The organism is Alkalihalobacillus sp. CinArs1 (genome assembly GCF_947387515.1).
Taxonomy (GTDB): domain Bacteria; phylum Bacillota; class Bacilli; order Bacillales; family Guptibacillaceae; genus Guptibacillus.
Genome location: NZ_CANDOB010000001.1, coordinates 1,053,560 through 1,066,874, shown reverse-complemented (window position 1 = coordinate 1,066,874; position 13,315 = coordinate 1,053,560). Strand labels below are relative to the sequence as shown.

11 protein-coding genes are annotated in these 13,315 nt (G+C 41.7%); 6 read left to right on the top strand and 5 right to left on the bottom strand.

Features of this window, described 5'->3' with window-relative positions:
• Positions 1-28: 28 nt before the first annotated feature.
• A complete protein-coding gene (locus PFZ69_RS05580) occupies positions 29-187 on the top strand; it encodes a DUF1540 domain-containing protein (RefSeq protein WP_270180019.1) in 159 nt (52 codons plus the stop codon).
• A gap of 21 nt (positions 188-208) precedes the next feature.
• Here PFZ69_RS05580 and PFZ69_RS05575 read toward each other — a convergent pair whose 3' ends face one another.
• Complete coding sequence (locus PFZ69_RS05575; RefSeq protein ID WP_270180018.1) at positions 209-652, bottom strand: SRPBCC family protein; 444 nt, start codon at positions 650-652, stop codon at positions 209-211.
• Positions 649-1,458, bottom strand: a complete 810-nt coding sequence (locus PFZ69_RS05570; protein WP_270180017.1) for a helix-turn-helix domain-containing protein — start codon at positions 1,456-1,458, stop codon at positions 649-651. The genes PFZ69_RS05575 and PFZ69_RS05570 overlap by 4 nt, the downstream gene beginning before the upstream one ends.
• A 251-nt stretch (positions 1,459-1,709) precedes the next feature.
• Here PFZ69_RS05570 and ilvD point away from each other — a divergent pair, with 251 nt between their 5' ends.
• Positions 1,710-3,404: a dihydroxy-acid dehydratase gene (ilvD, locus tag PFZ69_RS05565; RefSeq protein WP_270180016.1), complete on the top strand. Its 1,695-nt coding sequence runs from the start codon at positions 1,710-1,712 to the stop codon at positions 3,402-3,404.
• A gap of 107 nt (positions 3,405-3,511) precedes the next feature.
• Entirely contained in the window at positions 3,512-4,480 is a 969-nt protein-coding gene (locus tag PFZ69_RS05560; protein ID WP_270180015.1) for a nuclease-related domain-containing protein, read from the top strand.
• A 228-nt stretch (positions 4,481-4,708) separates the two neighbouring features.
• Here the strand turns inward: PFZ69_RS05560 and PFZ69_RS05555 are convergent, their stop codons facing one another.
• Positions 4,709-5,128, bottom strand: a complete 420-nt coding sequence (locus tag PFZ69_RS05555) for a VOC family protein (protein ID WP_270180014.1) — start codon at positions 5,126-5,128, stop codon at positions 4,709-4,711.
• 213 nt (positions 5,129-5,341) lie between these two features.
• Here PFZ69_RS05555 and PFZ69_RS05550 point away from each other — a divergent pair, with 213 nt between their 5' ends.
• On the top strand, positions 5,342-7,375 hold the full coding sequence (locus PFZ69_RS05550) for a catalase (protein ID WP_270180013.1): 2,034 nt from the start codon (positions 5,342-5,344) through the stop codon (positions 7,373-7,375).
• Positions 7,376-7,781: 406 nt separating this feature from the next.
• Here the strand turns inward: PFZ69_RS05550 and PFZ69_RS05545 are convergent, their stop codons facing one another.
• Entirely contained in the window at positions 7,782-8,519 is a 738-nt protein-coding gene (locus PFZ69_RS05545; protein ID WP_270180012.1) for a SurA N-terminal domain-containing protein, read from the bottom strand.
• 180 nt (positions 8,520-8,699) lie between these two features.
• Here PFZ69_RS05545 and hpaB point away from each other — a divergent pair, with 180 nt between their 5' ends.
• Positions 8,700-10,133: a 4-hydroxyphenylacetate 3-monooxygenase, oxygenase component gene (gene hpaB / locus PFZ69_RS05540; RefSeq protein ID WP_270180011.1), complete on the top strand. Its 1,434-nt coding sequence runs from the start codon at positions 8,700-8,702 to the stop codon at positions 10,131-10,133.
• Between the two features lie 157 nt (positions 10,134-10,290).
• The gene (locus PFZ69_RS05535) at positions 10,291-11,613 is read left to right on the top strand and encodes a short-chain fatty acid transporter (protein WP_270180010.1); all 1,323 of its coding nucleotides are present in this window, start codon (positions 10,291-10,293) and stop codon (positions 11,611-11,613) included.
• A gap of 48 nt (positions 11,614-11,661) precedes the next feature.
• Here PFZ69_RS05535 and PFZ69_RS05530 read toward each other — a convergent pair whose 3' ends face one another.
• Positions 11,662-13,107, bottom strand: a complete 1,446-nt coding sequence (locus PFZ69_RS05530; RefSeq protein WP_270180009.1) for a carbon starvation CstA family protein — start codon at positions 13,105-13,107, stop codon at positions 11,662-11,664.
• Between the last annotated feature and the right edge of the window lie 208 nt (positions 13,108-13,315).

The window sequence follows — 13,315 nt, the reverse complement described above, 5'->3', positions numbered from 1 at the left end:
TCATCTTAACCATAAGGAGGTGAGAAACATGGCATTAGATGTACTATGTGAGGTTGCAAACTGTGTTCATAACCGTGATGGTAGAAAATGCGAGGCGGACGAAATCTATGTTGTGAGTCACAAGGGGAAGAAAGCGAGCAACAGTGAGGAAACCGATTGTAAAACGTTTGAACCTGGTGTTCTATAAGACACCAAAACAAAGCCGGTTCTACTCGAGAACCGGCTTTTCTAGAATGTTTTTTAAGTTTTGATAATCTTGATCAACTGAACGGTGCACCATCTTTTTTAACAGAGGAGTTGCGAGCTTGAAAAGCCCGCCAGGATTACCTTCAACAACTGCCCTTACTAGACACCCCTCTTCAGCCGCTTCAACAGACCTCGTTACTTTGATCGGAAACGTGCTCGTTACACTTTCTATTTGAATACACGTATTAGGTTCAAAACGAGTGACAACGAATGAGGTGATGATTCGTTTGCCTAGAAACGTTGCGGTTTGGTCGTAAGTTGACCCTTCCTGAAGTGGGCCTTCAGAAGTGAAAGCTGCTTCAATCATTCCGCCTTGCCAGACAGGGTTATTTTCGAAGTTCGAGATATAGTCGAATACGACAGAGGGATCACGGTTGATGACTCGTTCAGTTTTAATCACCATCATTTTTGAAGCTCACGATATGTCATACCTTCTTCTACATACTGTTTTAAGAACGTACCGAGTAGTTCCTTCCAGCCTCCATCATGAGCAGAGTGCCATTCAGGATCAAGTAAGCCTGAAGCATGATGAGATAACGCAATGACGGTTTCTCCATCTTCTTCACGAAGCTTATAGCTATATGCACTATTAACTGCTCCTTGCATGCCCAATAAGCCATTTAATCGAATCTCATACGGTGCGTTGATGAACGTAATCGTTCCCCATAACGCGCCTGCCTCACCCGATGCGCCGACTTCTATAAAACGACCGCCAACCTCTGGCTCAAAAGAGAGGGTCGATCCTTCCCCGCAAAGTCGATATGCCCACCAAGAATTGATATCTTCTGTTAGCGATTTAAACACTTGGTCGATCGGTGCTTGAATACGAATTTCTTGCTCGATTTGAAATGTGTCATGCTTGTATCCTTGAGTTTCCATTTTGTTTGTACCCCTTTCAAGAGTAGATTTTAATGATAATAGGGAAGAAGCGTTCATTGCCTGATACTTGTCCATCCAGCGGTCATACATTCGTTGAATCGGAACTGCGTTCAAGTAATTCATCCTCGAACGCCCTTCTCGCCGTACAAGGACCAAATTCGCTTCTTCTAGTTGAGATAGGTGTTTCATGACCGCATAACGACTAATGTCTTCAAACTGCTCATCTAAATACCCGGTCGTTTTTGGGCCGTCTTTCAATAGGTCGAGAATTTCTCTCCTTGTAGGATGAGTTAGTGCTTTAAAGGTCGCGGTTAACTCCTCATCATTGGTCAAATTTTATCACCCCAACTTATAATGTGACTTAAAGGTAACATTTATTATGTGACTTAATAGTAACATGTTATACCGTTAATCAAAAGACATTTCTTCAGGTAATAATTGGTTAGAAAACGCTTACTATAAAATGTTTCGTAAAAATTCTGATAATGGTTTGCAGAAGGAGCTGAAAACTAGTATTATCAAAGAATATAAATTTTGAATAAACAAAATTATTAATTTTCACGCAAGGAGAAAGGGTGAGAAGAATGACAGAAAAAAAAGATTTACGCATCCGAAGTAAAGTGATCAGTGAGGGTGTCAACAGGGTTCCAAATCGCTCTATGCTTCGAGCGGTTGGATTTACAGATGAGGATTTTAAAAAGCCTATGATCGGCGTAGCAAGTACATGGAGCGAAGTAACGCCGTGTAACGTACATATCGATAAGCTTGCTAGGGAAGCAAAAGGTGGGGCTAGAGATAATGGTGGAGCCCCTATGATTTTCAATACGATCACGGTATCAGATGGAATTGCGATGGGACATGAAGGCATGTTTTATTCTCTTCCTAGCCGTGAAATTATCGCTGATTCAATCGAGACGGTTACAAATGCTGAACGCTTAGATGGTATCGTAGCGATTGGCGGATGTGATAAAACGACCCCGGGATGTATGATGGCGATCGGAAGAATGAACATCCCTTCCGTTTATGTATATGGCGGTACGATTCAGCCCGGAAAGCTGAACGGAAACGACATCGACATCGTTTCTTCGTTCGAAGCAGTCGGCCAATATCAAGAAGGAAATATTAATGAAGAAGAACTACACAAAGTAGAATGCAATGCCTGCCCGGGAGCAGGGGCATGTGGAGGAATGTACACGGCGAATACGATGGCATCTGCTGTTGAAGCGCTCGGCATGAGTATCCCAGGTTCTTCTTCAACACCTGCCGTTAACGACTACAAAGAATCAGAATGTCGCCAAGCAGGGGAATTAGTCGTGAATCTGTTAGAAAAGGATATTTACCCACGCGACATCATGACAAAGAAAGCTTTTGAAAATGCGATTACCGTTGTCATGGCACTTGGAGGATCGACAAATGCGTTTCTTCATCTAACTGCAATGGCGCATTCAGCTGGTGTTGACCTTACTCTCGATGATTTTGAAACTGTACGTGAGCGCGTTCCTCACATTGCTGATATGAAACCGAGCGGTAAATATGTCATGCAAGATCTATATGAAATCGGCGGGGTCCCAGCAGTCATGAAGTTGCTTCATGAACATGGTCTTCTCCACGGAGATTGTCTCACTGTTACGGGTAAAACGGTCGCTGAAAATTTAGCTGAAGTGGAGTCTCTAACGGAAGGACAAGTCGTCATCAAGCCACTCAACAATCCGATTAAGCCGAACGGTCCACTTGTCGTGCTTCGAGGTAACCTAGCCCCTGAAGGTGCCGTTGCCAAAATGTCTGGCCAGAAAATCAGTCGTTTCGAAGGCCCAGCACGTGTTTACGACAGTGAGGCAGAAGCAACAACCGCGATTGAAAACAACGAGATCAAAGAAGGCGATGTTCTCGTTATTCGAAACGTTGGACCAAAGGGCGGACCTGGAATGCCTGAGATGCTTTCGATCACAGCGATGATCGTCGGTAGAGGTCTCGGCGGAAAAGTCGCGCTGCTAACTGACGGTCGATTTTCTGGTGGTTCTCACGGATTCGTGATCGGCCACGTTTCTCCAGAAGCATTCGTTGGCGGCCCCATCGGATTGCTAAAAGAAGGCGACACAATTACGATCGACAGCGATACGCAAGAAATCAATTTCAACGTAACAGATCTCGAACTTGAAAAACGTAAAGCCGAATGGGTCCGACCAGAACTACGTTACAAAACTGGTATTCTAGGAAAATATGCAAGATTAGTATCTTCCTCTGCCAAAGGCGCAGTAACGGATTTGGATATTGAATAGCACGAAGGCTTCCCTCTTTTGGAGGGAGGTCTTTTTTTATTGAGGAGGAGTGGAGGGAGTTGAGGAGAATGTTAGTTAGGTGAATAGATGAAAGGACTGAAGAAAACGTGATAGCCAAAAATCGAAACACCCCGCATTATCTCCTCAAACTAACTGCTCTTATGAAACGTCTCCCTGCACACCTGCCAATAATAGAAGAAGTCAGAGAACAAGTAGCGATTCATAAAGCTGGTTTTCAAGGAGAACGTTCGCTAGATTTTCCGCTTAGTTTTCTGAATAGCAAAGACCATACCGTTTATCATGATATTCGCATCGCTAACGGCTCATTTTATTTCCAAATCGACTCATTGGTCGTAACTCAGTATTACTTACTAGTGATAGAAGTTAAAAATATTTCTGGCACTTTGTTATTTGATCCAGTTTTTAACCAACTTATTAGAACGTCAAGGAATGGTGAGGTGGAAGAAGCATTCCCGGATCCCTTAACCCAGGTTAGGCGACAGCAGATACAATTACTAACGTTTATGAGGCAGCATCGAATTTCCGGTCTACCTATTGAAACCCTCGTCGTTATAAGTAATAAAAGCACAGTTGTTAAAGCAACGAACGAAGTAAAAAAAATAGCTACTCAAGTGATTAAAAGTGATTACCTTCCTACAAAAATAAAAGAGTTTGATAGGAAGTATCAGAATGAAATGCTATCGATAAAAGAGGTGAAAAGATTAGGACGCCTGCTCGTAAAGCACCACACCCCACTTGAAATCGATGTTTTAAAGAGGTTCTCACTTACCCGGTCTGATCTTTTAGATGGCGTTCACTGTCCTCGATGTGGCTATTTACCGATGAAGAGACTCCATGGGAGGTGGTGTTGTATGAATTGTGGAGAGGTTTCGAGGGATGCTCATCTGGAAGCGCTGAGGGATTATGCTTTGTTGGTGGATGAATGGGTTACGAATCAAGAGATAAGAAGGTTTTTGAAGATGGAGTCTAGTGATGCAGCCAAAAGGATTTTGAGAGAGCTGAATCTCGGGTATGTCGGAGAAAATAAAGCGAGGAAGTATAAGCTGAACTATTAGTACGGAACTGTTTCGCTGATATATTAGTAATTTCGCTGATAAATACACAGTTTTCGCCGATATAATGTAAATTTCGCCGATATATTCAAGATATCGCTGATAAAACATAGTATTTCGCCGATAACCGGCATCTCAGCCTTAGACTGATCGCCAAACTAATACATCCCCCACAAAAACCCCACAAAAAAACCCGTCACTCTCCGTGACAGGCTCTCATTCACTCAATTATTACTTTGCTTTCGCCTTTTCAAAGTTCAAATCCCACGTAATTCCGTATGCATCCTTAACTTTTCCGAAGATTGCTCCCCAAAACGTGTCTTGAAGCTCCATTTTGACAGTTCCTCTTTCTTTCAATCGTCCATAGATCTCGTTGATTTCTTCTTCAGAATCGAGCTCTAGTGCTAAAGAAATGTTATTTCCTACAGCTACATTCTGGTTGTCGAACGTATCAGAGACCATGAAGTAAAGGCCATCGCTTCTAAAGCGGGCATGCATAACACGGTCGTCCATGCCTGGAGGGGTTTCGAAGTCTGCATCTCCGAAAGTTTGGAGGTCTGTAATTTCACCACCGAAAACTTCCTTATAATAGTTCAATGCTTCTTTCGCTGTGCCTTCAAATGTGAAGTATGGAACTGCTTGTTGCTTCATTAAATACACGCTCCTTTTTAGTTAGTAGAATGCTTTCATCACCATTATAGTATAGCTCATTTCAATCCCCTAGTCTAGAACGTATGTTCCTAATCTTTTATCAATTTTAAGGTGGAGATCATTTTTCTAAAAAAATGTTTTATTTTGGGAGAGAGAGGGGATTCACCATGTAGACGATTTTTTACATATTTCGTTAGAGGAGGAGAACTAAGAATGAGTGACGAGCACAACAAGAAAAAAGAACAATTAGAAAAATATAGCACGACCGACGAAGGTAAGATGACCACGAATCAAGGGCAAAAGGTATCTGAAGATGAATTCTCGCTAAAAGCTGGTGAGCGTGGGCCAACTTTGATGGAGGATTTTCACTTTAGAGAAAAAATGACACATTTCGACCATGAGCGTATTCCTGAACGAGCTGTTCATGCGCGAGGGTTTTCAGCTCACGGTGAATTTCAAGTATATGAATCGTTAGAAGAGTTAACAGATGCTGAATTCTTAAAAGATCCATCTAGAAAAACACCTGTATTTGTTCGTTTTTCTACCGTTGCTGGCTCTAAAGGTTCTTCTGAAACGGTACGTGACGTAAGAGGATTTGCGACACGTTTTTATACAGATGAAGGGAATTTCGATTTAGTAGGAAATAACATTCCGGTTTTCTTCATTCAAGATGCGATTAAGTTTCCAGACTTGGTGCATGCTGTAAAACCAGAACCTCATACTGGTATCCCACAAGCAGCTTCAGCGCATGATACATTCTGGGATTTCATCGCAAATAATCAGGAATCAGCACACATGGCGATGTGGGCGATGTCTGATCGTGCGATTCCAAGAAGCTTTCGTATGATGGAAGGATTCGGCGTTCATACATTCCGTCTTGTGAATGCAAAAGGAGAAGCAAACTTCGTTAAGTTCCATTGGAAGCCAAAGCTAGGCGTTCACTCTCTCGTTTGGGATGAAGCACAAAAGCTTTCTGGTAAAAATGCTGATTTCCATCGTGCTGACTTACTAGAAGCTATCAATAACGGGGACTATCCTGAATGGGAGCTAGGCCTCCAGATCATCAAAGAAGAAGATGAGTTCAAGTTTGATTTTGATGTGCTCGATCCAACGAAGCTTTGGCCTGAAGAAGATGTCCCTGTCAAAATTGTTGGAAAGATGGTGCTAAACCGTAACGTAGAGAATGTTTTTGCAGAAAATGAACAGGTTGCATACCATCCGGGGAACGTCGTGAAGGGAATCGACTTCTCAAACGACCCGCTATTACAAGGACGTTTGTTCTCTTACACTGATACACAGATCAACCGATTTGGAAGTGCAAACCATCATGAACTGCCGATCAATAAGCCGGTTTGCCCATTCCATAATAATCAGAGAGACGGGTTCATGCGTCAAACGATAAATAAAGGTCAGGTTAGCTACCATAAGAACTCTCTTGCTGGTAATCAACCGGAGCCGGCAACTGAAGAAGAAGGCGGGTATGTACACTACCAAGAAAAAGTAGAGGGTCATAAGATTCGAGCTCGAAGTGAGAGCTTTAAAGATCACTTCTCTCAAGCTACGTTGTTCTGGAACAGTATGAGTGATGTTGAGAAAGAGCACATTACGAATGCATTTAGCTTTGAGTTAGGTAAAGTTGAAAGCAAGTCCGTTCAGCAGCAAGTGGTGAACATGCTCGGTAATGTGAATCTTGATCTTGCTACATCAGTTGCACAAAACATTGGAGCTGAAGCACCTAGAGAAGGTGGATCAGATGTAACGAAAGCTTCTCCTGCTCTTAGCCAGATCAATACAAAGTTTGAGCCTGATACTCGTAAAGTCGGTGTGATCGTCGACGACGGCTTTAATGGTAAAGAACTGATCGCTGTGCTTGATGAGTTGAAGGAACAAGGCATAATGCCAGAGCTCATCAGTGATAAACTTGGCGTGAAGAAAGGTAACGATGGTGCTGAGGCTGAAATCGATCATACATTCTTAACGAGTGAATCCGTGCTATTTGATGCGATTTATGCAGTAGGCGGGGATAATGAAAACAAAGCCTTTTATCAAAAAGCAAACTACTTTATTAATGAAGCATTTTCTCATTTCAAACCGATCGGTGGAACACATGAAGGTGCGAAATGGTTAGAAAATAATAACATGAGAGGCAGTGCGGGAGTCGTCGTGGGTGATAATCCAGAAGACTTTGCAAAGGAATTTGCGAATGCTGTTGCAAAACACCGTCACTGGGACCGAGAACTCGTTTAAGGTTTATTCCAACTTAAAAAAGGAGCTATCACGTATTGTGATAGCTCCTTTTTTTTATTCATTTTCGATCAATCATTGAAGATATCTTTCATTTCATTTTTTTCTTTTATTAATCGTTGAAAATGCTTTTCTATTCGTCTTGCTATAAAAGGCAGAAATATTACTATTAACATAAGCCAAAGCATAAAATTCTTCCCTTATTTAAGAATTTCCCAGTCATACTCCCCTAATCCTTCCGTTCGTGGAAAAAAAGAAATGTTAGAGATTAAACTTTGCTAATCTAAGTGTATCATAGGTTTCCACATACTGTATTATCACCGACCCATGAATAGATAACCTAATTGCAGAACTTTAGTTCCCTTCAATGAAAAAACCGCCGAGGATCATTCCTCGGCGGCTTCAGGTCTTACACGTTGATTTTAATATCAGCGTCTTCTTTAAGCTTCTCGATATGCTCTTGCTGTTTCTTTTGCTTTTTCTCGCCTTCAAGACCTTCTTTGATCTGGTCTTTTACTTCTTCGTACTTCGGCATTTCTTCTGAGTTACCTTGTTCTTTTGCTTGCTCATAATATTGCTTCATTTCTTCTTCTGTTACTTCTTCGACTTTAATTTCTTTATCTACGTATGCAGAGTATTGAACGTTTTTAGCGATTTCTTTCTTAAGTTCATCTAATGTCATGCCGCTCTCTTTAAGGGCTGCTTCAAATTTCTTTTCATCGCCATACTGTTCTTTCAAGCTTGCAAGTTCTTCTTCTACTTGCTTTTCTGATGCTTCATAGCCTTTTTCGTTTGCGGCTTGAAGGATTAATTCTTGGCCTACCATGCTTTCAGCTACTTGCTTTTTAAGCTTCGTTAGCTGTTCTTCAGAAACCTCTTGGCCCATCTGGTGATACTGCATTTGGTTTTGAGTGTAGAGTGCGTTGAAGTCTTCACTTTTAATTTCTTCACCATTTACAGTTGCAATCACTTTATCTTCTTCTACTTTATCAACTTCGGGTTGTGATTGTTCAGAGCCCTCTTTTCCTTCAGCTGATTTTTGTTCTGTATTGTTTTCGCTATTACCCTTGCTCTCTTCATTTCCTCCACAAGCTGCAAGCGCAACAAGTAAAAGTCCAGTTATCATTAAATAAGTTAGTTTTTTCAAGTCACATGCTCCTTTCAAAAGGCTGTTCCCATTGTTCCACAAATTTTCCACTTTGAAAACCCCATGAGTAAACTATGGGACAAATTCCACAATTCTATTACTACATAGAAACATGGGTAACTACCTTGCCACATGTCCACCATAATTTGCATAAACTAGTACTAGAAAGGGGGAGCATTTTTGATTAATGGGAAACAGTTCGTCGATAGAATCGATGCCCTCCAGAATGAGGTATGGATCGAAGGGAAAAGATGTGAGGATAAATTATCTGAATCAGCACCTTTCAAAGGTATCATTGCCAGTAAAGCCGAACTTTATGATTATCAGTGTTGTTCGGAACAACAGGAATTGTTTAGTTACACAACACATGATGGGGAAAAGTATGGCTTCTCGTATCATCAACCTCAAACTGTAGAGGATTTAATAAATAGAAGAAAAGCTACTCAGAGCTGGGCTAGATTAAATGGTGGTCTGGTTGGTCGTCCGCCGGATTATATGAATACATTAGTTATGGCATTGGCAGCAGCATCTCCTCATCTATCAAAAGGTGAACGACCATTGGGAGAAAACATGAAGGCGCTCTATGAGCTAGCGAAATCGAAGGATCTATCGATCACACATACCTTCATCAATCCTCAGGTGAACCGTTCTATCTCACACTATTTAGATGATGCTACGATTACTGCGGCTAAAGTAATTGAAGAAAATAAAGATGGAATTGTTATACATGGTGCTAAGCTACTAGCAACGCAAGGAGGATTGACCGATGAGCTTCTCGTTCTGCCAAGCGGACAGACCTTAGATGAGTCATTCATCTTTGGGTTTATGATTCCTTCCAATACGAAAGGACTTCGGTTCTTATGCAGGGAGTCCTACCGATATCGTGAATCGTCGTTTGACCATCCGCTAGCAGCAAGATTTGAAGAGGGAGATTCACTTGTAGTGTTTGACAATGTGTTGGTCCCTTGGAATCGTGTGATAATCTATAAAGATTTTCAGGTTTTAAGTGATTTGGATGCCGAAACCGGTATGTATGCTTTTCTTCAATATCAGGCTGTTTGTAGACAGGTTGTGAAATTAGAGTTTCTGCTCGGTTTGTGTGAGGCGATGTGCGATGCCATTCAGATTAGTGAATTTGAACACGTGAAGCTCAAAATGACGGAGATCATCGTCTCTCTAGAGATCATGAGGGCGTTACTTCTATCTTCAGAAGTAAATAGTGAAATAAACCGCTATGGAACGCGCGTGCCAGACAGTAAGCCACTTCGTACAGCGAACAACTACTTTGCAAAAACATATCCAAGGTTGATCGAAATTACACAATTGCTTGGTGCGAGCAGCATGATTTCGTTACCAACTGAAGATGACTTTGAGTCTAAGATCAAAGGTGATTTAGGTCAATATCTTCAAGGAGCTAATATCGATGCGAAGGAACGCGTGAAGCTGTTTAGAATAGCATGGGATATCGGGATGAGTGCGTTTGGATCAAGGCAAACGCAGTTTGAACGTTTTTTCTTTGGAGATCCGATCAGACTCTCTACTTCTTTTTACAACAGTTATCCGAAGCAGGCGTACCATGATATGGTGCAAGACTTTTTAAATAGTAAAAAATAATGGCTGTCGAGATTTCTCGACAGTTTTTCTTATGGTTAAAAGAAGCTCCCCTCTTATTTAGGTTTTGTTTGTAATCGTTTTCATAAATTGGAAGGAGTCACCTAGAAAAATGTCGAATGAGGTTAGGGTGAGAAGGATTGTAGGAGGAGTTGAAGTCATGTTAAAAGCAGCAATATCCGTATCAAATCGGGTGATGCAACGGTACTTACCCGACCCGTTCTTATTCGTTATTTTGTTAACATTAGTTGTGTTCGGTCTTGGTTTGATTTTTACAGGAAGTTCACCAGTCCAAATGGTTCAATTCTGGGGAGAAGGGTTTTGGAATTTACTTTCATTTTCCATGCAGATGGTCCTTGTTCTCGTGACTGGTTATGTTCTTGCAAGTAGCCCGATTTTCAAAAGAGGGTTAGGGTGGCTAGCGGGATTAGCTAAATCACCAGGACAAGCAATCGTATATGTCACTATAATTTCACTAATGGCAAGCTGGATTAACTGGGGATTTGGTCTCGTGATCGGTGCGCTTTATGCAAAGGAACTTGCTAAGAAAGTTGATAAAGTAGATTATCGTTTACTTATCGCGAGTGCTTATAGTGGTTTTATCGTCTGGCACGGTGGACTAGCAGGATCGATTCCACTCACCATTGCGACACCTGATCATTTTTCAGTAGATCAAATCGGGTTGATTTCAACAGGAGAAACGATCTTTTCCCTATTTAATCTTCTTATTGTTGGTGCATTGTTTCTTTGTCTTCCGGTTATTAATTATTTCATGTCACCTAGAGAAGAAGAGCGTGTATTCGTTGATCGTTCCTTACTTGAGACAGAGGATCTACAAGCTGCTACGGCAGAAGGAGAGCTAACTCCAGCGGACCGTATCGAGAACAGTAAAGTACTATCTATGATCATGGGGTTAGTCGGATTATCTTATCTCTTCTATTATTTTATAACAAACGGTTTCCAGCTTAATTTAAACATTGTAAACTTTGGATTTCTTTTTTTAGGAATCTTATTCCACGGCACTCCTAAGCGTTTTCTAGAAGCAGTTACAGATGCCGTTAAAGGCGCAAGTGGCATCATCATTCAGTTCCCTTTTTATGCGGGGATCATGGGAATGATGGTAGCTTCTGGCCTAGCTGCTCAAATGTCGCAAGGGTTTGTTTCCATATCGAATGAGTGGACGTTCCCTTTCTTTACATTTCTAAGTGCAGGAATTGTAAACTTTTTCGTTCCCTCTGGTGGAGGGCAATGGGCAGTGCAGGCACCGATCGTACTAGATGCAGCGAAAGAGCTTGGTGTCTCTATTCCAAAGGCAGCCATGGCTGTCGCTTGGGGAGATGCCTGGACAAACCTTATCCAACCTTTCTGGGCGCTACCAGCACTTGCAATCGCTGGTTTAAAAGCAAAAGACATCATGGGCTTTTGTGTCATCGTCTTAGTTGTAAGTGGCGTAGTGATTTCAGCTGGACTTGTATTCTTATAAAACAAAAAGCTGCTTCCCTTCATTAGAAAGGGGAGCAGCTTTTTTATGTTATGATGCGACTTGTTCAACACTGAAGTTTGGCTTTTTACGCTCTTTCCAGACTTGATATCCGAACCATAGTCCGACGATCAAGGTGATGACCCCACCAAGAATCATAGAAACAGTGTAAGGAAGCTCAAATCCTTCTGGGGCTAAGAATAAATACGTCGCAACCGTCATCGTCATGAAGAGTGCAGGTAGACTACAGATCCAATGGAACTTCTTGTTTTTAACGAGATACATGGCACCAGCCCAAAGCATCACTGTCGCAACAAGCTGGTTTGTAAATCCAACGTACCTCCATAAAAACGTGTAGTCCATTTGCGTAAGCATGAAGGTAGGCAACGCAACGATACCTGTGAGCAATAGCGTTTTTGCACTTCCAGAAGGTTTACCTTTGTTCTCCTTCTTCGTAAAAAGATCTGCAAGCATCATTCTAGAGGAACGTAGTGACGTATCACCAGTAGTAATCGGTAGTACGATGACTCCAAGGATGGCCAAGATGCCCCCAACCGTTCCTAGAAGAGAAGAGCTGATTTCGTTTACGACTCCTGATGGACCTCCTGCAGCAAGTGTTTCTTGTAAGCCACCAGTGCCGCCAAAGAAAGTCATCCCGGCAGCAGCCCAAATCAATGCGATGATACCTTCTGCGATCATAGCTCCGTAAAATACTTTTCTTCCTTCACTTTCTTTTTTCATTGTCCTCGCGATGATCGGACTTTGCGTAGAATGAAATCCTGAAATTGCTCCGCAGGATACAGTGATCATAAGAAGTGGCCATAATGGTAAATTATCAGGGTGTAAATTCGATAGTGTTAAATTTGGAACGGCATGATCCATGAAAAACAGTCCGATTCCGATCGAGACAGCCATTACGATTAAAATAACACCAAAGATTGGATAGATCTTTCCAATGATTTTGTTTACTGGAAGTACTGCAGCAATAACAAAATATGCAAAGATGATCAGAAGACTGGCTAAAAAGCTTAACGGTGTAACCTGTGCCATCAACTGAGCGGGACCAGCTGTAAATGCAGCAGCTACTAACACCATAAGAACGATCGAAATGATGTTGATCGCGCCTTGTGCGCCTCTTCCTAAATACCTTCCTACTAAAGAAGGGTATTGCTCTCCATTGTGTCTTAGTGACATCATCCCAGAAAAATAATCATGAACAGCTCCAGCAAAGATACAGCCGATTACAATCCAAATGAAAGCAACTGGACCATAAAGTGCTCCGAGCACCGCTCCAAAAATAGGACCAAGACCAGCTATGTTCAATAGTTGGATCAAACTACCTTTCCACCAACTCATCGGCATATAGTCCATGCCATCTTTCTGTGTATAAGCAGGAGTTTCGCGATGATCATCAATGCCGAAAATTCGCTCAACCACCTTAGAATAAACAATATAACCAAGAACCAATAATGCAACTGCACCGACAAAAGTGATCATGTTACTCGCCTCCTCTTCTTGCATGTTTGAAAATATAACACTCATTGTACTTATCAAATTGACAAAATACAATAGATTATTCAGAAAAAATAAAATAGTTATAACTATAGAACTGCAGAAGCGCTCAGATGCGCCCGAAATATGGGGAAAACGGGACCTTAGACACCTTCTAAACCTCCCTGAATATGTAAACAAATCCTTTTCAAAA